Source organism: Candidatus Pantoea persica (genome assembly GCF_013753875.1).
GTDB lineage: Bacteria > Pseudomonadota > Gammaproteobacteria > Enterobacterales > Enterobacteriaceae > Pantoea > Pantoea persica.
Genome location: NZ_SMDS01000021.1, coordinates 163706 through 189250, shown reverse-complemented (window position 1 = coordinate 189250; position 25545 = coordinate 163706). Strand labels below are relative to the sequence as shown.

General features: G+C 60.2%; 11 protein-coding genes and 16 pseudogenes. 11 read left to right on the top strand and 16 right to left on the bottom strand.

The features are described from left to right. Positions 1–11: 11 nt before the first annotated feature. Both kefB and kefG read right to left on the bottom strand, forming a co-directional pair. A pseudogene (kefB, locus tag EIO60_RS14565) lies at positions 12–1801 on the bottom strand (glutathione-regulated potassium-efflux system protein KefB). Further along, positions 1801–2351 (bottom strand): annotated as a pseudogene (gene kefG / locus EIO60_RS14560) (glutathione-regulated potassium-efflux system ancillary protein KefG). The pseudogenes kefB and kefG overlap by 1 nt, the downstream one beginning before the upstream one ends. 136 nt (positions 2352–2487) lie before the next feature. On the opposite strand from kefG, the pseudogene EIO60_RS14555 reads away from it, so the two are divergent. Beyond that, positions 2488–4122, top strand: a pseudogene (locus EIO60_RS14555) (ATP-binding cassette domain-containing protein). Between the two features lie 176 nt (positions 4123–4298). On the opposite strand, the gene tauD reads toward EIO60_RS14555, so the two are convergent. From tauD to tauA, 4 genes and pseudogenes are all read right to left on the bottom strand, one after another. After that, complete coding sequence (gene tauD, locus EIO60_RS14550; protein ID WP_258577204.1) at positions 4299–5138, bottom strand: taurine dioxygenase; 840 nt, start codon at positions 5136–5138, stop codon at positions 4299–4301. Between the two features lie 14 nt (positions 5139–5152). Beyond that, a pseudogene (tauC, locus tag EIO60_RS14545) lies at positions 5153–5776 on the bottom strand (taurine ABC transporter permease TauC); the annotation flags it as partial. A gap of 41 nt (positions 5777–5817) precedes the next feature. Then, positions 5818–6574: pseudogene (gene tauB / locus EIO60_RS16975) on the bottom strand (taurine ABC transporter ATP-binding subunit). A gap of 10 nt (positions 6575–6584) precedes the next feature. Continuing rightward, positions 6585–7551: pseudogene (gene tauA, locus EIO60_RS14535) on the bottom strand (taurine ABC transporter substrate-binding protein). Between the two features lie 239 nt (positions 7552–7790). Between tauA and EIO60_RS14530 the strand changes: the two are divergent. Further along, positions 7791–8687, top strand: a pseudogene (locus EIO60_RS14530) (LacI family DNA-binding transcriptional regulator). 1 nt (position 8688) lies between these two features. Here the strand turns inward: EIO60_RS14530 and EIO60_RS14525 are convergent. Further along, a pseudogene (locus tag EIO60_RS14525) lies at positions 8689–9284 on the bottom strand (LysE family translocator). A gap of 47 nt (positions 9285–9331) precedes the next feature. Here EIO60_RS14525 and EIO60_RS14520 point away from each other — a divergent pair. The 3 genes and pseudogenes from EIO60_RS14520 to EIO60_RS14510 all read left to right on the top strand — a co-directional run bounded on the left by EIO60_RS14520 (position 9332) and on the right by EIO60_RS14510 (position 11448). Continuing rightward, positions 9332–10305 (top strand): annotated as a pseudogene (locus tag EIO60_RS14520) (hydrolase). Between the two features lie 31 nt (positions 10306–10336). Then, positions 10337–10517: pseudogene (locus EIO60_RS14515) on the top strand (YheU family protein). 61 nt (positions 10518–10578) lie between these two features. After that, positions 10579–11448 (top strand): phosphoribulokinase, encoded by an 870-nt coding sequence (locus tag EIO60_RS14510; RefSeq protein WP_258577203.1) that lies wholly within the window; start codon positions 10579–10581, stop codon positions 11446–11448. Between the two features lie 213 nt (positions 11449–11661). On the opposite strand, the pseudogene EIO60_RS14505 reads toward EIO60_RS14510, so the two are convergent. Next, positions 11662–12044 (bottom strand): annotated as a pseudogene (locus EIO60_RS14505) (OsmC family protein). Positions 12045–12340: 296 nt separating this feature from the next. On the opposite strand from EIO60_RS14505, the gene crp reads away from it, so the two are divergent. Further along, positions 12341–12973 (top strand): cAMP-activated global transcriptional regulator CRP, encoded by a 633-nt coding sequence (gene crp / locus EIO60_RS14500; protein WP_258577202.1) that lies wholly within the window; start codon positions 12341–12343, stop codon positions 12971–12973. Positions 12974–13031: 58 nt separating this feature from the next. Next, positions 13032–14815 (top strand): annotated as a pseudogene (locus EIO60_RS14495) (FUSC family membrane protein); the annotation flags it as partial. Here EIO60_RS14495 and EIO60_RS14490 read toward each other — a convergent pair. The 5 genes and pseudogenes from EIO60_RS14490 to ppiA all read right to left on the bottom strand — a co-directional run. Then, a pseudogene (locus EIO60_RS14490) lies at positions 14748–15670 on the bottom strand (aminotransferase class III-fold pyridoxal phosphate-dependent enzyme); the annotation flags it as partial. The pseudogenes EIO60_RS14495 and EIO60_RS14490 overlap by 68 nt on opposite strands. Before the next feature lie 88 nt (positions 15671–15758). Beyond that, complete coding sequence (locus EIO60_RS14485) at positions 15759–16334, bottom strand: aminodeoxychorismate synthase component II (RefSeq protein ID WP_258577201.1); 576 nt, start codon at positions 16332–16334, stop codon at positions 15759–15761. A 39-nt stretch (positions 16335–16373) separates the two neighbouring features. Continuing rightward, a pseudogene (locus tag EIO60_RS14480) lies at positions 16374–16547 on the bottom strand (putative adenosine monophosphate-protein transferase Fic); the annotation flags it as partial. Positions 16548–16622: 75 nt separating this feature from the next. Continuing rightward, positions 16623–16796, bottom strand: coding sequence for a YhfG family protein (locus EIO60_RS14475; protein ID WP_258577200.1), 174 nt, complete (start codon positions 16794–16796; stop codon positions 16623–16625). A gap of 111 nt (positions 16797–16907) precedes the next feature. Beyond that, positions 16908–17480, bottom strand: coding sequence for a peptidylprolyl isomerase A (gene ppiA, locus EIO60_RS14470; RefSeq protein WP_258577199.1), 573 nt, complete (start codon positions 17478–17480; stop codon positions 16908–16910). Positions 17481–17743: 263 nt separating this feature from the next. Here ppiA and tsgA point away from each other — a divergent pair, with 263 nt between their 5' ends. The 4 genes and pseudogenes from tsgA to cysG all read left to right on the top strand — a co-directional run bounded on the left by tsgA (position 17744) and on the right by cysG (position 23144). Continuing rightward, the gene (gene tsgA, locus EIO60_RS14465) at positions 17744–18922 is read left to right on the top strand and encodes an MFS transporter TsgA (RefSeq protein ID WP_258577198.1); all 1179 of its coding nucleotides are present in this window, start codon (positions 17744–17746) and stop codon (positions 18920–18922) included. Positions 18923–19238: 316 nt separating this feature from the next. After that, positions 19239–21440: pseudogene (locus EIO60_RS14460) on the top strand (FAD-dependent oxidoreductase). Beyond that, the gene (nirD, locus tag EIO60_RS14455; RefSeq protein ID WP_258577197.1) at positions 21437–21760 is read left to right on the top strand and encodes a nitrite reductase small subunit NirD; all 324 of its coding nucleotides are present in this window, start codon (positions 21437–21439) and stop codon (positions 21758–21760) included. Before EIO60_RS14460 ends, nirD begins: the two are co-directional and overlap by 4 nt. A gap of 86 nt (positions 21761–21846) precedes the next feature. After that, positions 21847–23144 (top strand): annotated as a pseudogene (gene cysG / locus EIO60_RS14450) (siroheme synthase CysG). A gap of 75 nt (positions 23145–23219) precedes the next feature. Here the strand turns inward: cysG and trpS are convergent. From trpS to rpe, 3 genes are read right to left on the bottom strand one after another with little or no spacing between them, the layout of a single operon-like run. Beyond that, complete coding sequence (trpS, locus tag EIO60_RS14445) at positions 23220–24221, bottom strand: tryptophan--tRNA ligase (RefSeq protein WP_258577196.1); 1002 nt, start codon at positions 24219–24221, stop codon at positions 23220–23222. Positions 24222–24234: 13 nt separating this feature from the next. Further along, the gene (gph, locus tag EIO60_RS14440; RefSeq protein WP_258577195.1) at positions 24235–24858 is read right to left on the bottom strand and encodes a phosphoglycolate phosphatase; all 624 of its coding nucleotides are present in this window, start codon (positions 24856–24858) and stop codon (positions 24235–24237) included. Beyond that, positions 24842–25525, bottom strand: a complete 684-nt coding sequence (rpe, locus tag EIO60_RS14435; RefSeq protein WP_258577194.1) for a ribulose-phosphate 3-epimerase — start codon at positions 25523–25525, stop codon at positions 24842–24844. Before rpe ends, gph begins: the two co-directional genes overlap by 17 nt. Positions 25526–25545 lie beyond the last annotated feature (20 nt).

Below are 25545 nucleotides of genomic sequence, written 5' to 3'. Positions count from 1 at the left end.
CCGTGTTGCCGTTACAGATCTTCATCCCAGTCGTCAAACTGGCGTTTTTCACGCTGCATTTCGCGCTGGAAAATGTCCTCCAGCTCGCGTCTCGCCTCGCACACGCGTGAAATCTGCACGTTATCTCCATGGTTAGGCATCAGTTCGCGCAGCATGCGCATATCGAGCCGGCGGAAATGCAGCTGCGCGCGCTGCGCCTGATGCGGATACATGCCGCGACGGAAATCAGCGCCTTGCGTCCCAGCTCCAGCGCGCTGGAGAAGGTTTCGCGCGAGAACTGCGACACGCCCGCCAGCAGCAGCTCGTGCGCCTCGACGCGTCCGCGCCACGATCTTTAGCTGCGGAAAGTGCTGCTGACAGAGATGGACGATCGCCATGGTATCTTCCGGCTCGTTGCAGGTAATGACGATCGACTGGGCGCTCGCCGCGCCGGCGGCGCGCAGCAGTTCCAGCTCGGTGGCATCTCCATAGTAAATCTTATAGCCGTACTTGCGCATCAGGCTCACCGCGCTGATGTCGCGCTCCAGCACCGTGATCCTTCTATTATTAGCCATCAGCAGGCGGCCGACCACCTGCCCCATGCGGCCGAAGCCCACCACGATCACCTGCGGCTGGTCATTTTCCACAAACGGCTTTTCACCATCGTCGTCAGGCTCGTTGAAGCGACGCGCCAGTAGCTTATCGATCGCCTGCATCAACAGCGGCGTCGTCATCATCGACAGGGTCATCGTCACCAGCAGCAGCTGATCGCCGGCGAAAAGCCGAGCCAATGCCGCGGAGAAGAAGAGCACGAAGGCGAACTCCCCGCCCTGGCTCAGCACGCCGGCGAACTGCTGACGTTCAGAGCTGCGCAGGCCGTAAATACGTGCCAGCACATAGAGCACCAGGGTTTTCAACGTCACCAGCAGCAGAACGCCGAGCAGGATCTCCAGAATATGGGTATAAAGCACGCCGAGATTGAGCACCATGCCGACAGAGATAAAGAACAGCCCGAGCAGCAGACCTTTAAACGGATCTATGGCGACTTCCAGCTCATGGCGATATTCGCTCTCCGCCAGCAGGATGCCAGCGATAGATAAAGGTGCCGAGCGCCATCGATAGGCCAAGCGCGTCCATAAACAGCGCCGAGCCCAGCGCCAGCGCAGCGGCGGTAAAGACCCCGCGCACGCCGGACGAGGCGATAAAACATAAAATCGGCCGCAGCAGATAGCGTCCGCCCACCAGCATGCCGGCGAACGCCAGCACCTTCATGCCGAGCGTCATCCAGTCGATATTGCCACTGTCGCTGCCCGCCAGCAGCGGCACCAGCGCCAGCACCGGAATAACCGCGAGATCCTAGAATAGCAGCACCGAAAAGCCGAGCTGCCCCGCTTCACTGCGGTTCATGCCTTTGTCGCGCATCAGCTGCAGCGCCATTGTGGTCGAGGACATGGCCAGCCCGATGCCGCCGATGACCGCCGCCTGCCAGCTAAAGTCGCTCCACCAGAGCAGTGCGCCGAGAATGCCAGCGGAAATAATCACCTGTGCCGTGCCGACGCCGAAAATCGAGCGGCGCAGCGCCCACAGCTTCGCCGGGTTCAGCTCCAGGCCTGATGAACATCAGGAACACTACGCCCAGCTCGGAGAAATGCAGGATCTTATCAACGTCGCTGACAAAGCTCAGACCCCAAGGGCCGATGACGATGCCGGCCAGCAGGTAGCCCAGCACCGCGCCAATGCCTAGACGCGCGGCGACAGGCACAATCAGCACCGCCGCCGCCAAGTAAATCACGCCTGCGGTCAGTAGCGTTTGTCCTTCCATCAAAGACCTCCGTTCGGCAGCAGCGCCGTCAGCCACTCGCCATAGGCGCGGGCGAAGTGGCGCATTACCTCTTTGGGCTGACGCCGCGCCCAGTAGGCACACATCGGCGTCATCCAGTATATGCGGCACATCTGCGCGATCAGTTCGAACAGACGCATGATGTCCGCCATCGTGTAGCGGTTGAGGCCGTCCTGATGGTAGGCGGTCTCCGGCTCGCCGGTGGTGACCACGCTGCGCCAGTATTTTCCTTCCAGCGCATTGCCATCGACGCCGTTGGCGAAGCCGCGCGACAGCACGCGATCCAGTCACTCTTTCAGCAGCGCCGGGCAGCGGTAGGCATAGAGCAGATGCTGAAACACGATCACCTGATGCTCGCGCAGCAGCTGCTGTTCATGGTGAATATCAATAAAAAATCGGGGTAGTACACATACAGATCGTGCACGGTGACATTTTCCTGACGCTGCACCGACTGTAGCAGAACGCGATTCGCGATGGAATCCTTCGTTTCCAGATGCGCGTATAGCAGCAAAACCTTTGCGGGCTGCAACACAGTTATCCTCTTCCAAAAAGTCGTCATAGCGGCGGTTTTCCGCTACCATGCTCGACGCGTCACCCTCTAATTATATTGGGTGTAAATTAACATATTCTGACGATACGGCGCTTATGATTGTCTTCTCCTCACTTCACTGCAAATCCGCCGCGGCGTTCGCGTGCTGCTTGATAACGCTTCCGCAACCATCAATCCCGGTCAAAAGGTCGGTCTGGTGGGGAAAAACGGCTGCGGCAAATCGACCCTGCTGTCGCTGCTGAAAGGCGAGATCAGCAGCGACGTGGGCGGCGTCACCTTTCCCGCAAACTGGGCGCTCGCCAGGGTCAATCAGGAGACCCTGGCGCTGAGCAAAGCGGCGCTGGAGCTCGATGCGATACAGGCGTGGCGCGTTCATGCGCGCGCCGCCGGCCTGCTGCAAGACCGCGGCTTCAGCCAAGAGTAGCTGAATCGTCCGGTCAGCAACTTTTCCGACGGCTGGCGCCTGCGCCTTAACCTTGCGCAGGCGCTGGTGTGCCGGTCGGATCTGCTGCTGGTGCTCGACGAACCCACCAACCACCTCGATCTCGACGCGGTGATCTGGCTGGAGCGCTGGCTGAAGAGTTACGAAGGCACGCTGATTCTGATCTCGCACGACCGCGACTTCTTCGATGATCCGGTGGTGGACAAAATCATTCATATCGAGCAGGAAAGCCTGTTCGAATATGCCGGCAACGACTCTTCTTTCGAGCGGAAGCACGTCGCCAAGCTGGCGCAGCAGCAGGCGCTGTTTGAAAGCCAGTAGGAGAAAGTGGCGCATCTGCAAAGCTATATCGACTGCTTCCGCGCAAGGCCTCCAAGGCGAAGCAGGCGCAGAGCCGCATCAAGATGCTGGAGCGCATGGAGACCATCGCGCCGGCGCACGTCGATAACCCCTTTAGCTTCCGCGCGCCGGAAAGCCTGCCGAACCCGCTGCTGAAGATGGAGAAGGTCACCGCCGGCTACGGCGAACGCATTATTTTCGACGCCATCAAGCTCAATCTGGTACCGGGCTCGCGCATCGGTCTGCTGGGCCGCAACGGCACGGACAAATCGACGCTGATCAAGCTGCTGGCGGGCGAGCTGACGCCGCTGGTCGGCGACGTCGGGCTGGCGAAGGGCGTTAAGCTCGGCTACTTCGCCCAGAATCAGCTGGAGTACCTGCGCAGCGACGAGTCGCCGCTGCAGCATCTTACGCGCATCGCGCCGAAGGTGCTGGAGCAGCAGCTGCGCGACTATCTCGGCGGCTTCGGCTTCCAGGGCGACAAAGTCAGCGAGGTGACGGCGCGCTGGTGGTGGTGTCTCACGATCGTCATCTGCTGCGCGCCACCACCGACGATCTCTATTTGGTGCATGACGGCAAGGTCGATGCGTTCCCAGGCGATCTGGAAGACTTCCAGCAGTGGCTGAGCGATCTGCAGAAGCAGCAGGCACAGGCGGACGCCGCGCCGAAGCAGGATAACGGTAACAGCGCCCAGGCGCGCAAAGATCAGAAGCGCCGCGACGCCGAGCTGCGCGCCCAGACGCAGCCGCTGCGCAAAGAAATTGGGAAGCTGGAGAAGCAGATGGCGAAGTGGCAGAGCCTGTTCTCCGACGCGGAAGCGCAGCTTACCGACGGTGACATCTACGATCCTAGCCGCAAGGCGGATCTGACCACCGCGCTACAGCGTCAGGCGGAGAGCAAGGCGGCGCTAGAGGGGTTGAGATGGCGTGGCTGGATGCCCAGGAACAGCTGGAGGCAATGCTCACCTCCTGACGAAAGGCTACACTTTGGCTTCCAGCCTTTCGCCAGCCGTTCGCCGTTTACAGCGGACTTGAAACGATCATACCGGCGCGAGACAAGGCGTCAGCCGCGCCATAAGCAGAGCATACTAATGTATGTGAGCATTATGGGGCGGCGGAGCAACACCGTCGCAGCACGGTACGGACGTTTTAAAAAGGCCGATCCCCCAGCACCGTCGCCCGCTGCATCACCCGCCTTGCTGGGTAATAATCCGCATTCGCATAGTGCTGCGTCACGCGGTTATCCCAGATCGCCACGTCGTTCGGCTGCCAGCGCCAGCGCACCTGAAACTCCAGCTTCGTGGCGTGCGCGTAGAGCAGCGCCAGCACGGCGTCGCTCTCTTTCTCGCTCAGCTCGACGATGCGCGTCGTAAACCCCTCGTTAACGAACAGCGCTTTGCGTCCGCTCACCGGATGGGTGCGGACCACTGGATGCTGCACCGGCGGATGCTTCGTCACCGCCTGCTGCCAGCGCTGATGATCCTCTTCGTTGCGGCGATATTTATACTCCTGAAACGACTTCTTAAAATCATGCTCGGCGTGCAGCCCTTCCAGCAGGGTTTTGATCGGCGCCGACAGCGTCTCCCAGGCGGCGATGCCGCTTGCCCACAGAGTATCGCCGCCTGACTCAGGCAGCAGCTTCGACGCCAGAATCGCCACCGCCGGCGGCGTCTCGATAAAGGTCACGTCGGTGTGCCAGTTGTCGTTGTCCGGCGGATTGTCCTGATGGGTATCCAGCACGATAATCTCCTCCACGCCCTCAGCGTGCGGATAAACTGGATGGATGTGCAGGTCGCCGAAGCGCGACGCCAGCGCACGCTGCTGGTGCGGCGTAATCGGCTGGTTACGCAGAAACAGCACCTGATGGCGCAGCAGCGCGTGATAGAGCTGTTCGAACTGGGCGTCGCTCAGTGGCCGGGTTAAATCGAGATTCGATACCTGCGCGCCGATGTAAGGGCCGAGCGCGGCGATGTTCAGCTTTTCGTTCATGCATGTTCTCCATTCTAGGGCGTCAGTCGACGCTGCAGGGCGCGCAGCCCCAGTTCTAAGATAAAGGCAATCAGCGCGATCACCGCGATACCCGCCAGCACCACGTCGGTCGCCAGAAATTCGCCCGCCGACTGCACCATAAAGCCTAGCCCGCGCGTGGCGGCGATCAGCTCCGCCGCCACCAGCGTCGACCAGTCGACGCCCAGCCCGATGCGCAGACCGGTCAGGATCTCCGGCAGCGCGCCGGGCAGGATCACCCAGCGCAGCAGCTGCCAGCGGCTGGCGCCTAGCGACTGCGCGGCGCAAAGGCGCACCTGTTGCGTATTGCGCACGCCCGCCAAGGTTGACAGCGTCACCGGCGCGAAAATCGCCAGATAGATCAGCAGAATCTTCGAGGTCTCGCCGATGCCGAACCAGATCACCATCAGCAGTAGATAGGCGAGCGGCGGCACGGGTCGGTAAAGCTCAATCAGCGGATCGAGCAGGCCGCGCACCGCCGGGCTCAGACCTATCGAGATGCCGACTGGAATGCCGATGACCGCCGCGGCGACCAGCGCGACCAGCATGCGAGTCAGGCTGGCGGCAAGATGCTGCCACAGCGTGGCGTCCATAAAGCCCTGCGGACCGGCGATCAGCAGCCGCTGCCGCGCCGCCGTGGTTTTATCGTTGATCACCGCGCTCATGCAAAGGCCTCCCGCTGTTCGAAAACCCGGCTCAGCACATACTCGCACTGCGCAATAAAGGCGAGATCGGATTTGATGGCGCGGCAGGGTTCGCCGGCGGCAAAGCGCTGACCGAAATCGAGCGACAGCCGCTCCACCCGGCCCCAGCGAAAGCAGCAGCAGCTCGCTGGCGAGGAAGATCGCCTCTTCAATATCGTGCGTAATCAGAAAGATTTGCTTGCCGCTGTCGCGCCACAGCAGCAGCAGCAGCGTCTGCATCTGTTCGCGGGTAAAGGCGTCCAGCGTGCCCAACGGCTCGTCAAGTAGCAGCAGTCGCGGATCCGCCGCCAGAGCGCGGGCGATGCCGACGCGCTGGCGCTGGCCGCCGGAGAGCTGCCAGATGGGACGGTTCTCCGCCCCTTCCAGCCCCACCTTTTTAATCAGCCGCCGTGCGATGCGGTTGCGCTCGCCGCGCGCCATGCCGGCGATCTGGCCAAAGGCGACGTTATTCAGCACGTTGCGCCACGGCAGCAGCCCTTCATGCTGAAACACCACGCCGCGCTCCGCGCCCGGCCCGCTGATCGCTTGGCCGTCCAGCGTAATGCTGCCGGATTCGACCGGCAAAAAGCCGGCGATCAGGTTCAGCAGCGTGGTTTTACCGCAGCCCGACGGGCCGAGCGCCACCAGCAGTTCGCCCTTGTCGATCTGCAGGTTAATGTCCTGCAGCACCGGGCGGTCGGCATAACGCGCGTTAAGATAAGCGATGCGCAGCATGGCGTTCTCCTCAGGGTTTCGCTAACGGCTCGACGAATCGGCTGGTGACGAACGCGCTGTAATCGGCGTTCGCCTGCGGCACTTTGCCCTGCTCTTTCAGGAAGATCGCCGTATCGACGATCGCTTTATTCACCGGCTTGCCCAGCTGCTCAATCTTCTGCTGCGCCGTGAGATAGGTGTTGCCGGACACCTGCGCCTCCGGCACGCCGCTCAGGCGCGACAGCTTACTCAGGTTATCCGGCTGCTTCAGCCACTGTTCGGGATTGTCGAGGTAGGGCTTCTGTGCCTCGAGCGTGCTGCAGGCGAAAGCGGTCACCACTTGGATGCGCCTGCGCGAAATCTTCGCGCGCCACCCAGACGTCGAGGGTCGGCGAGCCCCACTGCCCCACCTGCGACAAGTTGGTCAGCACTTTACCCTCTTTCTCCAGCGCGTTAACGGCGGGCGCCCAGACGTAGGCGCCGTCGATATCGCTGCGCTGCCAGGCGGCGATAATCGCCGGCGGCTGCAGGTTTAGCAGCTGCACCTCGGTCGGCTTAATGCCCCAGTGCTTCAGCGCCGCCAGCAAGCTGTAGTGGGTGGTGGAAATAAAGGAGACGGCGATACGTTTGCCGATCAGATATTTCGAGCCGCTGATGCTTTTTTTCACCACCAGCGCCTCGGAGTTGCCGAGCTGCGACGCCAGCAGGAAAGCCTCAATCGGCAGCTGCTGCGTAGCAGCAACCGCCAGCGGGCTGGAGCCGGTATTGCCAATCTGCATGTCGCCCGACGCCAGCGCGCGCAGCACCCCGGCGCCGCTGTCGAACTTACGCCAGTCGACAGTGGCTCCGCTCTCTTTCACGAAGGTGTTGTCCGCCTGCGCGACTTTTGCCGGTTCGGCGGAGGTCTGGTAAGCCACCGTCACGTTCACCGCCTGCGCCTGAAGCACCAGCAGCGACAGTCCTGCGGCTAAAATTGTTAAACGTCCCTTTGCTGCCATGATTTTGCACTCCGTCTGGATGCTGATAGTGGGCGCAGTGTCGCCAACAGCGATGATTTCATAAAGGAATTAAAAATTATTCTTAATAAACAGACGTTCTTAGATCATCTCAGCAAAGCTGATGCGCAGAACGTGATCAGCGAAACGCGGCAATTCAGATAAATTGTCAGGCGCTCACACAGCCGCTGTGCTATTTAAAGGTCCATTTTTAACCCGCGAGAAAGGTATGCGGCAACTCTATTGAGAAGGTCGCGCTGCTGCTGGCGTCTCTAAAGCTACGGTCTCTCGTGTGCTTAATGACCATCCTGGCGTAAAGGCCGATACGCGCGACAAAGTGCTGGCGGCCATCTCCGCCAGCGATTACCAGCCAAATCTGCTGGCGCGCCAGCTGCGCACCGCCCAGAGCCATATACTGCTGGTGCTGATCTCCGATATCACCAATCCCTTCTGATCGCGCGTGGTGCAGGGCATCGAGGCGGAAGCTGAAGCGCAGGGCTACCATATCTTGCTGTGCAACTCCGCCTCCCAGCTGCGGCGCGAATCCGCCTATCTGAGCCTGCTGACCGGCAAAGTGGTGGATGGGGTCATTACCATGGATGCCGCCGCGGCGCTGCAGGAGATTGCTGCGATCATCGGCGACGCGCCTTGGGTTGCAGTGCGCAGAGTACGATCCCGCAATCCCCGCCTCCTCGGTGTCGCTCGACAACTGAGGCGCGGCGCGGGACACGGTGCGCTACCTGGCGGACAGAGGGCGGCGGCGGATTGGGTTGATCAACAGTGACATGCACTACCTATATTCCCACCAGCGCGAGGCGGGCAGCTAGGCGCTGCGCCAGCTTCTGCAGCAGGCCGAGCCGCCAGACGCGGTGCTGGCGGTATCGGACGTGCTGGCGGTCGGCGCGGTGCATGCCGCGCTGGAAACGGGCCTGCGCGTGCCGGAAGATCTCGCGGTGGTGGGATTCGACGGCATTCCCTTTACCAGCAGCCTGAATCCACCGCTGACCACCGTTGAACAGCCGATGTATCAGCTGGGCGAGCGCAGCGTTCAGCTGTTGCTGCAGCGCATTCGCCGGCCGAACGCGCCTGTGGTGCGGGAAATATTGCCGTGGCGGCGCGTCGAGCGCGCCTCCAGCTAGCTCAGCGCCAGATCAGTAGCACACAGGCGGCGGTGAGCTGGCCCATTGCCAGATTGAAGATCGTCCAGGCGCGACGGCTCTACAGAATGCGGCCAATCAGCGCGCCGAAGCCGATCCAGATAACGCCTGCCACCAGATTGACCAGGAACATGCCGAAGCTTATCGCCACCACCGAATAGAGATAGGCCGCGCCCGCGAGGCTAAAACTCGCCACCGCGCCCAGCGCCATCAGCTAGGCTTTTGGGTTGATAAGCTGTCGCAGGCCGGCCTGCCAGAACGGCATCGGTTTTGGCGGCGTCTCGCCAGTCTCCAGCTTTTCATAGGCGGCAGTGGTGATCTTCCAGGCCAGCCAGAGCAGATAGAGACTGCCGGCGATCTTCAGGATCAGGTGCAGCGCGGGATGGAGCAGGATCAGGCTGCCGACGCCAAAGGCCACCATCAGCAGCATCACCTGCATGCCGATCATCAGCGGCAGCTTGTGCCAGAAGCCGAAATTGGCGCCCGATGCAGTGAGTAACATATTATTAGGGCCTGGCATGATGTGATGGCAGCGACCCAGAGAAAACCTAACATTGAAAAAAACAGGCTCAGTTCCATGAACGGGTGCTCCTCACCCCAATTCACAACAAACCTAACAGCGTGATATGCGACAGACAACCCCTTGCGGCATGAAATTTCCGCCTGGCGAGTCGGCGCCTTTTCAACCGCTGCGCCTAGTGCGCCGCCGCCTGCTGCTGCGTTCGCACTGGCAGCGCCTCGACCTGTCGGACGGCGATTTTGTCGATCTCGCCTGGAGCGAAGATCCGCAGCAGGCGTGCCATAAGCCGCGCGTGGTGCTGTTTCACTGGCTGGAGGACAGCTTCCACAGCCTGTACGCTCACGGCCTGATGCACGCCTGCCAGCGGCAAGGCTGGCTTGGCGTTGTGATGCACTGTCGCGGCTGCGGCGGCGAGCCGAACCACCTGCACCGCATCTATCATTCCGGCGAGACGGAAGATGCAGCCTTTTTTCTTCACTGGCTGCGCAGGCGCTTCGGCAACGCGCCGACCGCCGCGGTAGGCGTGTCGCTCGGCGGCAATATGCTGGGCTGCCTGCTCGGCAGGCTGAGCAGCGCCGCTCGACGCCAAGGTGATCGTCTCTGCGCCGCTGCTGCTGGATCCGTGCAGCCTGAAGCTGGAGTAGGGTTTTTCGCGCTTCTACCAGCGCTACCTGCTGGACCAGCTGAAAAAGAACGCCGCGCGCAAGCTGCGCGCCTGGCCGGGCACCCTGCCGGTGGATCTGCTGCAGCTGAAGGCGCTGCTCCGCTTTCGCGAATTTGACGACGCCATTTCCGCCCGCGCTCACGGCTTTCTCGACGCGGGCGACTAATACCGCCGCGCCAGCGCCATGCCGCTGCTGAAAAATGTGCGTAAACCCTTGCTGATCGTCCACGCAAAAGACGATCCTTTTATCACTGACGAGGTGATCCCCCAGCCGGAGCAGCTCTCAGCCACCACCACTTATCAACTCACGCCGCATGGCGGACACGTTGGCTTTGTCGGCGGCACCCTGCGTCATCCGCAGATGTGGCTGGAGCAGCCGTGTGCCGCAGTGGCTCTCACAATGGCTTTCATCATGATTATCCCTGGTAACAGCTTGCCCCTGAAACTTTGACCAACCTGGTTGAAGCCTTTGTGCTGAGCGAAAGCACCGACTACGGCGAGCAGGAGCGCACGCTGGCGCAAAAAGTGGACGATTTGCGCCGTCAGCTGGCGCGGCGACGTCGTACTGGTCTGGTCGGAACTACACGAAACCGTCAACATCATGCCGCGCAGCGAATTTCGCGGCTGATGCGCCACGGCGCGTTTCGTGTTAACAATGCTTATCGCTCGACGTTACAGGGAGCTTTACCATGTCAGCACGACACCCGATTATTGCGGTGACCGGCTCCAGCGGAGCGGGCACTACCACCACCAGCCTGGCGTTCCGGAAGATTTTCCAGCAGCTGAATCTGCGCGCCGCCGAGCTGGAGGGCGACAGCTTCCACCGCTATACGCGGCCGGAGATGGATATGGCGATCCGCAAGGCGCGCGATCTGGGCCGCCATATCAGCTACTTCGGCCCGGAAGCGAACGATTTCGGCCTGCTGGAGCAGAGCTTTATCGACTACGGCCAGTCGGGCACCGGCCAGTCGCGCAAATACCTGCACACCTACGACGAGGCAGTGCCCTGGAATCAGCTGCCCGGTACCTTTACGCCGTGGCAGCCGCTGCCGGAAAACACCGACGTGCTGTTTTACGAAGGGCTGCACGGCAGCGTGGTGACGCAGCAGCATAACGTGGCGGAAAAAGTCGATCTGCTGGTGGGCGTCGTGCCAATCGTCAACCTGGAGTGGATTCAGAAGCTAGTGCGCGACACCAGCGAGCGCGGCCACTCGCGCGAAGCGGTGATGGATTCGGTGGTGCGCTCGATGGAGGATTACATCAACTTCATTACGCCGCAGTTCTCGCGCACCCATATCAACTTTCAGCGCGTGCCGACCGTCGACACCTCCAACCCTTTCGCCGCGCGCGAAATTCCCTCGCTGGATGAGAGCTTCGTGGTGATTCACTTCCGCGGGCTGGACAATATCGATTTTCCCTATCTGCTGGCGATGCTGCAGGGATCGTTTATCTCCCATATGAATACGCTGGTGGTGCCGGGCGGCAAGATGGGGCTGGCGATGGAGCTGATTATGGCGCCGCTGGTGCAGCGGCTGATGGAAGGCAAGCAGATCGCCTGAGCAGACAGCGCATAACTGCAACATGCGGGGAAAATGGGCAAAAGAGCAAAGCGTACCGCGCCAAGGTCAGTCAAACCGTGTTTGCCCGTTGCCGCGCGTTGGCCCGGCAACGGGCGCACCTCAGGGAGGAGGTCCGTAATTGCGCGGGCCAAGCGAGCAGAGATGCCATCGACCCCTCTTGCCTGCGAGGCGCCTTGCTAGAAACGCTGCGTGTTACCACTCTGCGACTTCATAGCTGTGGGTCATCTCCACGCTCTTGCCCAGCATCAGCGCCACCGAGCAATACTTCTCCGCCGACAGCTCCACGGCGCGCGCCACCGCCTTGCCGCTGACCAAAAAGTGCAGATTGATATGGGTAAACAGGCGCCTCTTCCCGACGCTCGGAGTTCAGCTTCACTTCGCAGTCCGCCACATCGTGACGCCCTTTTTGCAAAATCGAAACTACGTCTAGTGCTACAGCCGCCCGCCGCCATCAGCACCATCTCCATCGGGCTTGGTGCCTTGTCGCCGGCGTTGCCGTTCATCAGGATCTGATGCCCTAACGCCGACTCGCCCTGAAAGGTCAACCCCTCTACCCACTTCACTCTTGCCTGCATATTTCACCTCAGGAATAGCCCGTTTGCCGCCAGAGTACGCGTTCGCCTAGCAAACAGCAATCCAGACTAATCCCCCCTTTACTGAAGCGAGACAACAACAGAAGACAGTCGGCAAAAGCTGTGCTATAAACAGTGCTGAAAATAGTTTCGTTAGGACGAAGGCGGGATGCATGACGCGCCTGGCGCAAAATAACCCCCGAATAATCTCCTTTAGGGGAAACGCTTGAAGCTTTAATCGCCTAGCAGGGAATAACGCTCTGCAATTTGGGCACGATTACAATAGAGGATAATAGCGAATGGTTCTCGGCAAACCGCAAACAGACGCTACACTCGAATGGTTCCTGTCCCATTGCCATATTCACAAATATCCATCCAAAAGTACGCTGATTCATCAGGGTGAGAAGGCTGAAACCCTCTACTATATCGTGAAAGGTTCCGTTGCGGTACTGATTAAAGATGAAGAAGGCAAGGAGATGATCCTCTCTTACCTGAATCAGGGTGATTTTATCGGCGAGCTTGGTCTGTTTGAGGAGGGTCAGGAGCGCAGCGCCTGGGTACGCGCCAAAACCGCGTGCGAAGTGGCGGAGATTTCCTACAAGAAATTCCGTCAGCTGATCCAGGTGAACCCGGATATTTTAATACGTCTCTCTTCGCAGATGGCGCGCCGTTTGCAGGTTACCTCGGAAAAGGTGGGCAATTTAGCTTTCCTTGACGTGACCGGACGTATTGCACAAACCCTGCTTAACCTGGCGAAACAGCCAGACGCCATGACGCATCCCGACGGCATGCAAATAAAAATTACTCGTCAGGAAATTGGCCAAATCGTTGGTTGCTCGCGCGAAACTGTGGGCCGCATTTTGAAAATGTTGGAAGACCAGAACCTGATTTCCGCACACGGCAAAACCATTGTCGTTTACGGCACCCGCTGATTTCCGCTCACTCACGGCGTGATCCTTCGATCGCGCCGTTAATCCTTGTCGTAAAGTGATGTGGCGTCAAATCATCTATCACCCCAAAGTGAACTATGCCCTGCAGCAGACGCTGGTGTTCTACATTCCGGTGGCGCTCGGCTGGCTGTTCGGCGATCTGCAAAAAGGACTGCTCTTCTCGCTGGTGCCCGCCTGCTGCAACGTCGCGGGCTTGATACGCCGCACAAACGCTTCTTTAAACGGCTGATCGTCAGCGGCACACTGTTCGCCCTCGGCAGCTTTCTGATCCAGCTGCTGACGCTGAAAGGGGTGCCGCTGCTGCTGGGCGTCACCGGAAAGCTCAGTCCGCTGCACGGCCGCATGCTCTCCGGCACGCTGGTGGCGGCGATTTTCACCCTGAGCCTGATCGCTGCTGCTCTATATCAGCGGCACGCTCTCTGGCACGGCATCTTTAACTGGTTCTGGCTGTGGAAAGAGCAGCCGATACGCGAAACCCGGAGCCTGATCTACCGCGAGCTGGCGGACTACTGCGACGCGAAATATACCCTGCTCACCCAGCTCACCGATCCGGAAAAGGCGCTACCGCCGCTGCTAGCGTGCCAGCAGAAGGCGGTGGATCTGATCAATACCTGCTACCAGCAGATGCATATGCTCTCCGTCAGCCGAGACAACAGCCATAAGCGGCTGACGCGCGCCTTTCAGGTGGCGCTCGATCTGCAGGAGCATATCTCCGTCAGCCTGCATCAGCCGGAATAGGTGCAGAAGCTGGTGGAGCGCAGCCATGCGGAAGCGGTAATCCGCTGGAACGCCAAAATCATCTCGGCGCGGCTGCGCGCGCCGGCCGACGCCATTATCTATCATCAACTGCCGAGCCGCTTCGAGATGGAGAAGCCGCTCAGCGCGCTGGAGAAGATCGCCCGCCAGCACCCTGATAACCCGGTGGGCCACTTCTGCTACAACCACTTCAGCCGCATCGCGCGCGTGCTGCGTACGCAAAAGCCGCTCTACCCGCACGACCTGATGACCTACCGCCAGCGCCGCCTGCCGCTGCTGCCGGCACTGCGCAGCTACCTGTCGCGGAAATCCGCCGCGCTGCGCACCGCGGCGAACTTCGCCGTGATACTGATGTTCGGCAGCACGCTGGCGCTGCTGTTTAACATGCCCAAGCCCTACTGGATCCTGATGACCATTATGTTCGTCAGCCAGAACGGCTATAGCGCCACGCGGGTGCGCATTCAGCACCGGGCGCTGGGCACCTTCGCCGGGCTAGTGATCGCCGCCGCCTCGCTGCTCTTCGCGGTGCCGGAGTCGCTGGTGCTGCTGTTTATACTGGTGGTGACGCTGCTCAGTTATTTGGTGACACGCAAATATTATGGCTGGTCGATGATCGGCTTTACCGTCACGGCGGTTTACTCGCTGCAGCTGCTGTCGCTGAACGGCGCGCAGTTTCTGCTGCCGCGCCTGATGGATATGCTGATGGGCCTGCCTGATCGCCTTTGGCAGCATTCTGTATGGCCACAGTGGCAAAGCGGCCTGCTGCTGCAGAACGCCCACGACGTGCTGGAAACCTATCAGGATGCGCTGCGGCTGCTACGGCTGCTGAGGTCTGATCAGGAGCCGGGCTTTAACGCGCAGTACCTGAAGGATATGCGCTTATGGGTGACGCACAGCCAGTTTATCGTCGAGCATATCAACGCCATGACGATTCTGGCGCACGAACATACCATGCTGACGCCGAACCTGGTACAGCGCTACCTGCAGTCGTGTGAAATCGCGCTGCAGCGCTGCCAGCGGCGCCTGGAGTATGATGGGCCTGGCCCGCATACCAACGTGATGGAAAGTGGATCACGTCCGTGCCCGCCACCAGCACAATCCCCCCCTCTGCCGCCGCCGCGTTCAGGATATCGCGCGCCTTGCTGGCGTGCTGCGGCTTCAGCGTCGCAACGAACTGCTCGCGGCGCTTCTGCACGCCAGCCAGCACCTTCGGGGTATTGATCACGTCCAGCGCCGCTTCCGCCACTGCGCATGCCAGCGGGTTGCCGCCGTAGGTGGTGCCGTGCACCCCTGGCGCCATGGTGGAGGCGATATCGTCAGTGGTCAGCATCGCGCTCACCGGGAAGCCGCCGCCCAGCGCTTTGGTGGTGGTCAGAATATCGGGCGTCACGCCATAGTGCTCACAGGCGAACAGATTGCCGCTGCGCCCCATACCGCTCTGCACCTCATCCAGCACCAGCAGCGCCTGATATTGATCGCACAGCGCTCGCAGCCCCTGCATAAACTCAGGCGTGGCATCTGTCACGCCGCCCTCGCCCTGGATCGACTCTACCGGGCGTAGTAGCGCGCCAGCTTAAAGGCGGCCTCGTTGGCTTCGGCGCCGGAGTTGGCGAAGAAAACGCGATCGGCAAAGGTGGCGGCGATCAGCTTGCTGGCGAAGCGCAGTACAGGCTCGTTGGTAAAGACGTTGCTGACGTGCCACAGGGTTTCACACTGGCTCTTCAGCGCATCCACCAGCGCCGGATGGCAGTGGCCGAGCGCTATGACCGCGATGCCGCCGGAGAAATCGATATACTCCTTGCCCTGCTAATCCCAGACGCGGCTGCCCTTGCCTTTCACCGGCACGAACTGCGAAGGTGCATAAACAGGCAAAATGACGTTATCGAACGATTCCCACGTTACCGCAATTTTCTCCACTGCCATCAATGACCACCTTTGGTTATTTATTGAGCCAGAATGAAATAATAGTCATAAAATATGCATAATAAATCACCCAAAGGCAAACATAACTTTACTGGCTGAGAAAATTGCGCAGCAGCTGATGGCCCTGCTCGCTGAGAATGCTTTCCGGGTGGAACTGCACGCCTTCCAGCGCCAGGGTTTTGTGGCGAAAGCCCATGATCTCGTCTGGTTCACCCTCTTTCAGGCTCCAGGCAGTCACCTCAAAGTCGTCAGGCAGCGAATCCCAGGCCACGATCAGGGAGTGGTAGCGCGTAACGGTCAGCGGATGATTGAGATGGCGGAATACGCCGCAGCCGTTATGGGCTATAGCGGAGGTCTTACCGTGCATCACCTGCCGGGCGCGCACCACCTTCGCGCCATATGCCTGCGCGATAGCCTGATGGCCAAGGCAGACGCCCAGCACCGGTATGCGGCCAGCGAAATAGCGGATCGCCGCCATAGAGACGCCGGACTCGTCGGGCGTACAGGGTCCTGGTGAAATCACCAGATGGGTCAGCGGCAGCGACGCCATCTCTTCCAGCGCCATCGCGTCATTGCGCACGACGCGCACCTGTGTGCCCAGCTCGCAAAAGTATTGGTAAAGGTTCCAGGTAAAGGAGTCGTAATTGTCGATCAGCAGCAGCATGCTCAGTCCAGCCAGAGAAAACCTCCACTATTCTACCGGTTACAGGCTGGCGCGACTCACTACGCGGGCGAAAATCGCCTCCAGCGGCTGGAGATTGCCATTGGCACCCGCCTGACAGGCGGCGCGCCACGGCTCCGCTTCGACGTTCTGCCACTCAAGGAAATAGCCGGTGTGCAGCGTAAGCTGCTCGAAGAAGACGCGCTGAGCGCGTCCGCAGCGTCATGGATCGCCAGCCGGTTTTCCAGCACGTCATCATTTTACCACAGATAGGGATCGCGCGCCACACTGCTATTCGGCACCATACTGCCTCCTCAGCGATTCTAGTCGCGCCTCGGCCTGCTCGTAGGTGCTGGCGGGCTTCGCCAGCGTTAAGCCTTCCTGCCGACAGCTGGCCTGATAGCTGGCGACGTGTCGCTGCTGCCAGAGCGTATTTTTTTGTTTCTCGGTGAGTTTGCTGGCCATGCCGCCTCCTGCTCAGAGTTGTCCGCATACGTGAAGCTGAGTATAGGAGCAATTTGTGCCTTTGCCGGAGCGGGACAAACTAATGCCGACGGAAAACGGCGGCGTCACAGATTAAGGCAGGACTTTCGCAGAAATGATAACTACCGGTTTTACCGGCACATTTTGATACGGGCCCACATCTTTGGTCGGCACCTGAGAAATTTTGTCCGCCACATCCATGCCCTTCACGATTTTACCGAAAACCGCGTAGCCGAAGTCGCGCTGGCCGTGGTCGAGGAAGGCGTTGTCAGCCACGTTGAGGAAGAACTGGCTGGTAGCGCTGTCTTTTTCAGCGGTACGCGCCATGGAAATAGTGCCGCGCAGGTTACGCAGGCCGTTGTCCGCTTCATTTTTGATCGGTGCGTTGGTCTGTTTCTGCTGCATGTCGGTGGTGAAGCCGCCGCCCTGCACCATAAAGCCCGGGATCACGCGATGAAAAATGGTGTTGTTATAGAAGCCGTTGTTAACGTAATCAACAAAGTTCTTCACCGAAACCGGCGCTTTCGGGTTGCTCAGTTCAAGTTCGATATTGCCGGCTGAAGTGGTGAGCAGAACGTGCGTATCGCCTTTGGCAGCCAGTGCGGAGGCGGAAACGGAGGAGAGAGCAAACAGGGCGACCGCCGCTGTAAGCGTACGTTTAAGCATGAATGATTCCTTACCTTAGAGAGCAGCTTTTAAACGAGATAGATTGTAAAGAGCATGAAATGCAAGAGCCAGCCTTTTACCATTATTTACGCACCAAGCGGGAAACGGCAAAACGCGACGACACAAACGTCTTCGTGATATAAATCACATTATAAATGAAAGATGAATCCGGATTTTCAGTCTTTATTTATTAAGATCACAGTTCCGTTTACACTTTTTGACAGTTTTACGCCGCCCTTCTCTGGTTTCCACAGGTTCAAAACATGACAAATCGTAATCGCATCGGGCTTACCTGGATAAGCTTTTTTTCGTATGCGCTCACCGGCGCTCTGGTGATCGTCACCGGTATGGTAATGGGCGATATTGCCAAAGATTTTCAGTTGCCCATTGAAAGCATGGGAAATACCTTTACCTGTCTGAACACCAGCATTCTGGTGTCAGTGTTCCTCAACGCTTGGCTGATGGTAATTGTGCCGCTGAAGCGCCAGCTGATTTTTGGCTTTATTCTGATGTTGCTGGCGGTGCTGGGCTTGATGACCAGCCGCGCTCTCTCGGTTTTCTCGCTCTGCATGTTCGTGCTGGGCGTGGTCAGCGGCATCACCATGTCGATCGGTACCTTCCTAATCACTCATCTCTATGAAGGCCGTCAGCGCGGCTCGCGTCTGCTGTTCACCGACTCCTTCTTCAGCATGGCCGGCGCGCTGTTTCCTGTGCTGGCGGGCATCCTGCTGGCGCGCGCGCTGCCCTGGTACTGGGTCTACGTCTGCATCGGGATTATCTACGTCGCCATTTTCGTTCTGACGCTGTGCGTCGAGTTCCCGGTGCTGCGCAAGCCGGAAAACAGCCCGACGGTGGAGAAAGAGAAATGGGGCGTCGGCGTCCTTTTCCTCTCTGTCGCCGCGCTCTGCTACATCCTCGGGCAACTCGGCTTTATCTCCTGGGTGCCGGAATACGCCACCAAATCCATGGGCATGGATATCGCAAGCGCTGGCCTGCTGGTCGGCAACTTCTGGACCGCCTATATGATCGGCATGTGGGTGTTCAGCTTCCTGCTGCGCTTCTTCGACCTGCAGCGCATTCTGATGGTGCTGGCGGGCCTGGCGACCGTACTGATGTACTGGTTCGTCAGCGCCACGGATGCCAGCATGCTGTGCTGGATTATTATGATCCTCGGATTCAGCTCCAGCACCATCTACACCACCATCATTACGCTGGGCTCGCTGCAGACCAAAGTCTCCTCGCCGAAGCTGGTTAACTTTATCCTGACCTGCGGCACCATCGGCACCATGCTGACCTTTGTCGTGACCAGCCCGATCGTGAAGCAAGGCGGCGTGCATGCTGCACTGGTGACGGCGAACGGCCTCTATGCCGTGGTGTTCGTGATGTGCGTGCTGCTGGGCTTTGTGACCCGTCATCGCCAGCATGGTCATGTGATGCACTGATCCCAGCCGGCATCACGGCCCGCAAGAGCGTCTGGCGTCATTCGCGAGACGCGCTAGCAGCAGGGCGGCTCTCGCCGCGTTGCGACCCGCGCGGGCCACGCACCCTTCGAAAATAGCGGCGCAGGCTGCCTTTTTTATGCCCCGCTACAACCGCCTCTGACGCTTTTTTTGACAGAACGAATAAATTACGAAAAATTAAGTTAAAAAACAGCAACCCACCTCGAAAGGAGTATACAGAAAGGCGCTTGATGTATATCAATATGCGCTAAAAACGGCGCGCTATCGTAGCCTCAATTCCCGCAATTTTAAGGCAAGCATGAGCAAGCACAATGTCATCGTTATCGGTAACGGCATGTTGGGGCATCACTTTATTGAGGAACTGATCGACAAAGCCGAACCAGGCCAGTTCACGTTAACCGTCTTCTGTGACGAACCCCGCGTCGCCTATGACCGCGTCCACCTTTCCGCCTGGTTTTCCCACCACACCGCCGAAGAGCTCTGGCTGGTGCGCGATGGCTACTATGAAAAGCATCAGGTCGCGCTGCTGATGGGCGAACGCGCCATCACCATCAACCGCGAAGAGAAGCTGATCCACTCGAATACCGGCCGCTCCGTTCACTACGACACGCTGATTTTCGCCACTGGCTCCACGTCCTAGATCCCGCCGATCAAGGGTGCGGAAGGGCTGGACTGCTTTGTTTACCGCACCATAGACGATCTGGAAGCCATCGGCGCCTGCGCGCGCCGCAGCAGGCGCGCTGAAAAACCTCGGCATCGAAACCCACGTGATTGAGTTCGCTCCAGTGATGATGGCGGAGCAGCTCGACGTGCAGGGCGGAGAAACCCTGGAGTTCGCCGACGGCGGCGCGCTGAATGTCGATTTCATTGTTTTCTCCACCGGCATTCGCCCGCAGGACATGCTGGCGAAGCAGTGCTGGCTGGCGCTCAGCCAGCGCGGCGGCATCGCCATCGACGACCGCTGCCGCACCAGCGATGCGGCGATTTACGCCATCGGCGAGTGCGCCGCCTGGCAGGGCCGCATCTTCGGCCTGGTGGCGCTATAAAATGGCGCAGGTGGCGAGCGACGCGCTGGTCGGCCGCGACAGCCTTTTCCAGGGTGCCGACATGAGCGCCAAGCTTAAGCTGCTCGGCGTCGACGTCGGCGGCATTGGCGACGCCCATGGCCGGACGCCGGGCGCGCGCAGCTATGTCTGGCTGGATTAGGGCCGCTCGATCTACAAGCGCCTGATCGTCAGCGAAGATGGCAACGTCCTGCTCGGCGCGGTGCTGGTGGGCGACACCAGCGACTACGGCAACTTGCTGCAGCTGGTGCTCAACGCCATCCCGCTGCCGGCCAATCCAGAGGCGCTAATCCTGCCCGCCGGCAGCGGCGACAAGCCGGTGATGGGCATCGATTCGCTGCCGGACAGCGCGCAGATCTGCTCCTGCTTCGACGTCAGCAAGGGCGACATCATCAAGGCGGAGAAAGGCGGCTGCCACACCTTCGCGGCGCTGAAAAGCGAAACATGGCACCGGCTACGGCTGTTAAGTCTGCAAACCCACGTAGCGTCGCTGCTGGCGTCGTGCTGGAACGAGTACGTGCTCGCGCCGCAGCATACGTCGCTGCAGGACAGCAACGATCTTTTCCTCGGCAATATCCAGAAGGACGGCACCTATTCCGTTATCCCGCGCTCGCCCGGCGGCGAAATCACGCCTCAGGGGCTTGAAGGCGATTCAAACGCTACCGTCTCTACACCAAAATTACCGGTTCGCAGTGCATCGGCCTGTTCGACGCGCAGAAAGACGATCTGCCCGCTATCTGGTCGCAGCTGATCGACGCCGGCTTTGAGACCCCGGACAAGCCTACGCCAAAGCGCTGCGCATGGCGAAAACCTGCGTCGGCAGCGCCTGGTGCCGCTACGGCGTCGGCGACAGCCTCGGCTTCCGCATCGCGCTGGAGAACCGCTACAAAGGCATCCGCACCCGCACAAAATGAAGTTCGGCGTGTCGCGCTGCACCTGCGAACGCGCCGAGGCACAGGGTAAAGACGTCGGCATTATTGCCACCGAAAAAGGGTGGAATCTCTACGTCTGCGGCAACGGCGGCATGAAGCCGCGCCACGCCGATCTGCTGGCGACCGACCTCGACAGCGACGCTCTGATCGCCTGCCTCTATCGCTTATGATGTTCTATATCCGCACCGGCGATCGGCTGCAGCGCACCTCGCTGTGGCTGGAGAGCATGGAGGGCGGCATCGACTACCTGCGCAGCGTCATCATCGACGACAAGCTTGGGCATCAACAGCAAGCTGGAGGCGGAGATGGCGACGCTGCGCGCACGTCAGCTGCGAATGGAAAGAGGCGGTGAACGACCCGACGCAGCGCGCGCGCTTCGCCCACTTTATCAATTCGCCGCAGCGCGATCCCAACGTGCAATGGGTCGCCGAGCGCGGCCAGCACCGCCCGGCGTGGCCGGAAGAGCGTATCACCATCACGCTGATTGCGGAGAGCGAAGCATGAGCCAGTGGATCCCTGTCTGTGATTTACAGCAAATCCTGCCCGCCACCGGCGTCTGCGCGCTGGTGAACAACCAGCAGATCGCCATTTTTCGCCCACGCGAGGATAGCGAGCTGTACGCCATCAGCAATATCGATCCTTTTGCCCAGGCCAGCGTGCTGTCGCGCGGCATCATTGCCGAGCATGACAATGCGCTCTGGGTTGCCAGCTCGCTGAAAAAGCAACGTTTTCGTCTCAGCGACGGCCTCTGCATGGAGGACGCGTCGAGCTCTGTCGCCGCCTGGCCCGTTAGAGTCACGGGCCAGGTCGAGGTTTGCGTCTGAAGCGGGCCTATCTCTGATACTATGCTACGCCGACGGTGCCCCGTACGACGGCAGTCTGCCCTCTCTTGTCGCTTTCAGGATGCGCTATGGACAACTTTCCTCTTTATTTGCCGCCTGCAGGGCAAACGCTGCCTGCTGGTAGGCGGCGGCGAGGTTGCGGAGTGCAAGGCGCGCCTGCTGCTGGCCGCAGGCGCTGATCTGCACATTGGCGCGCTGCGCTTTTCTGCGGCGTTTCGCCAGTGGGCCGAGCGCGGCGAACTGACGCTGATTTCCAGCACCTTCGACGAGGCGTGGCTGGACGCCTGCTGGCTGGTGGTGGCCGCCACCGATGACGACGCGGTAAATCAGCAGGTAGCGGACGCCGCCGAGGCGAGCCGCATCTTCTGCAATCTGGTGGATGCGCCGGAGTAGGCCAGCGCCATTATGCCGTCGATAGTCGGCCGCGCGACGGTGCTGGCGTGCCTGCTGCGCGAAAAGCTGGAGGCGATGCTGCCGCAGCATCTGGGTCAACTGGCGTCGCGCGCGCGTGAAAAGGCGCTTCGCCTCAATGGCGCAGCGCCGCTATTTCTGGGAGCGCTTTTTTACCAGCGATCGGCTGGCGCAGTCGCTGGCCAACGGCGACGGCGCACGGGCGGAACAGATGGTCGACGCGCTGCCCGCGCAGGGAGAAGTGACGCTGGTGGGCGCAGGACCCAGCGACGCCGGGCTGCTGAGGCTGAGGGGATTACAGCAGATCCAGCAGGCTAAGGTGATCGTTTACGACCGGTTGGTTTCTGAGGCGATCCTGAATCTGGTGCGGCGCGACGCGGAGCGCATTTTCGTCGGCAAGAGCACCGGGCATCAGTGCGAGCCACAGGAGCAGACCAACCAGCTGCTGCTGGAGCAGGCGCGCCGTAGCAAGCGCGTGGTGCGGCTGAAAGGCGGCGATCCCTTTATTTTCGGCCGCGGCGGCGAGGAGCTGGAGATGCTGGCGGAACACCACATTCCCTTTAGCATGGTGCCGGGCTTGACAGCGGCGTCCGGCTGCGCCGCCTACAGCGGCATTCTGCTGACCCACCGCGACCATGCGCAGAGCCTGCGGTTGGTGACCGGCCATCTGCGCGAAAAAAACGCGCTGGAGTAGGAGAAGCTAGCCGCCGAGCAGCAGACGCTAGCGTTCTATATGGGGCTGACGCAGACGGCGCACATTCAGCAGCAGCTGATGCGTCACGGCATGCGCGCGGATATGCCAGTGGCACTGGTGGAGAACGGCACCAGCACACAGCAGCGCGTGGTCACCGGCACGCTGGAGCGGCTTGGCGAACTGGCGCAGCAGGTGGAAAGTCCGGCGCTGATCATCATCGGCAGCGTGGTATCGCTGCGCGAGCAGCTGCGCTGGTTTTAGGCCGGCTGCGGAAACCAGCAATAAAAAAAGGCGGATTCACATCCGCCGTTCATGTCAGTCAACTCAGCTCCCGCTTCAGGGCGCGGCAACAAAACCAATGGCTTCGTATACCTTCTTCAGCGTCTCCTGCGCGCGCGCGCGCGCTTTCTGCGCGCCGTCACGCATGATTTGCTCCAGGGCTTCGTCGTTGCGATAGCGGTTATAGCGCTCCTGCAGCTCGGTGAGCATGCCGGATACTACATCCGCCACGGCGCCTTTCAGGTGGCCATACATCTTGCCTTCGAACTCCGCTTCCAGCTCGGTGATGGTTTTGCCGGTCACGACCGACAGGATATCCAGCAGGTTAGAGACGCCCGCCTTCTCCTTCACGTCGTAGCGCACCACCGGCGGCTCTTCGGAGTCGGTTACCGCGCGTTTGATCTTCTTTACCACCGACTTCGGATCTTCCAACAGACCGATCACGTTGTTGCGGTTGTCATCCGACTTCGACATCTTGCGCGTCGGCTCCAGCAGCGACATCACGCGCGCGCCCGATTTCGGAATAAAAGGCTCCGGCACGCAGAAGATGTCGCCATAGAGCGCGTTGAAACGCTGGGCGATATCGCGGCTCAGCTCCAGATGCTGCTTCTGGTCTTCGCCCACCGGCACCTGATTGGTCTGGTAGAGCAGAATGTCTGCCGCCATCAGCACCGGATAGTCAAACAGGCCCGCGTTGATGTTCTCTTCGTAGCGCGCCGACTTGTCCTTGAACTGAGTCATGCGGCTCAGCTCGCCTAAGTAGGCGTAGCAGTTGAGCACCCAGCTCAGCTGCGCATGCTCCGGCACGTGCGACTGGACGAAAATGGTGCTTTTTTCGGGATCGATGCCGCAGGCAAGGTAGAGCGCTAGCGTATCCAGCGTGGCCTTGCGCAGCGCCGCGGGATCCCGGCGAACGGTGATGGCGTGCAGATCGACGATGCAGTAAATGCAGTGGAAATCATCCTGCATCTGCACCCACTGAAGCAGCGCCCCCATATAGTTGCCAATGGTAAGTTCGCCGGACGGCTGTGCGCCGCTGAAAACAATGGGTTTGCTCATGCTTGTGTCCTGATTAGTGTAGCCCGGGCGTGGGCAAAAGTTCATCAAAAGAGTCGAGTGTTAAATCGGGATGGCTGCTGGCGATCGGCTCGCCGTAGTTGTAGCCACAGGTCATGGCGACGTTCGGCACGCCGGCCGCCCGCGCCGCCTGAATGTCGTTGCGCGAATCGCCGACGAACAGCAGCTGACTGGGCAGCACGCCGAAGCAGCCCAGCACCAGAAAAATGGCTGCCGGATGCGGCTTCTTCACGATCACGTCATCGCCGCCGATAATCAGCGAAAACGCCTCGGCGATGCCCAGCGACTGCAGCAGCGGCGCGACGAACGGTGTCGGCTTGTTGGTGACGATCGCTATTGGCATGCCCTGCGCGTGCAGCGCCAGCGGCGTCTCTTTCGCCTGCGGAAACAGCGTGCTGCCCGCCTCTACCGTGTCGGCGTAGTGCTTGTCGAACAGCGCGCGCGATATCATGATGTCCGCGCCGTTGCCGATCCAGGTAGAGACACGCACAACGCCCGCAGGCGGCAGCTGTAAATCGGCCAGCGCCAGGTCAATCGCTTGCGCCAGGCCCGGCGCGCTGTGCACTAAGATGCCGTCAAGATCGAACGCCAGCGCGCGGATATCAGTGAAATGAGCCATTGACCTTCTCCAGTTCATGACGCATTTCATCAATCACTTTTTTGTAGTCGGGATGGCCGAAAATAGCGGAGCCGGCCACGAACATATCCGCGCCGGCGGCGGCGACCTGCGCGATATTGTCGATTTTCACGCCGCCGTCCACTTCCAGACGGATGTTGTAGCCGCCGTGATCGATACGCCTGCGCGCCTCGCGCAGCTTATCCAGCGTGCCGGGAATAAACGACTGGCCGCCAAAGCCCGGGTTGACCGACATAATCAGGATCACGTCGAGCTTGTCCATCACGTACTCAAGGTAGCTCAGCGGCATCGCCGGATTGAAGACCAGGCCCGCCTTGCAGCCGTGCTCTTTGATCAGCTGCAGCGTGCGGTCGATATGTTCGCTCGCTTCAGGATGAAAGGTGATATAGCTGGCGCCCGCTTTCGCGAACGCCGGGATCAGCGCCTCTGCCGGCTTGACCATCAGATGCACGTCGATCGGTGCGGTAATGCCGTAGTCGCGCAGCGCTTTCAGCACCATCGGCCCCATGGTGAGATTGGGCACATAGTGGTTATCCATCACGTCGAAATGCACTATGTCGCCACCGGCGGCCAACGCTTTTGCGGTATCTTCACCGAGGCGGGCAAAATCCGCCGCGAGGATTGAAGGGGCCAGCAAATATTGTTTCATCCGATTCTCCCAATGTTGTT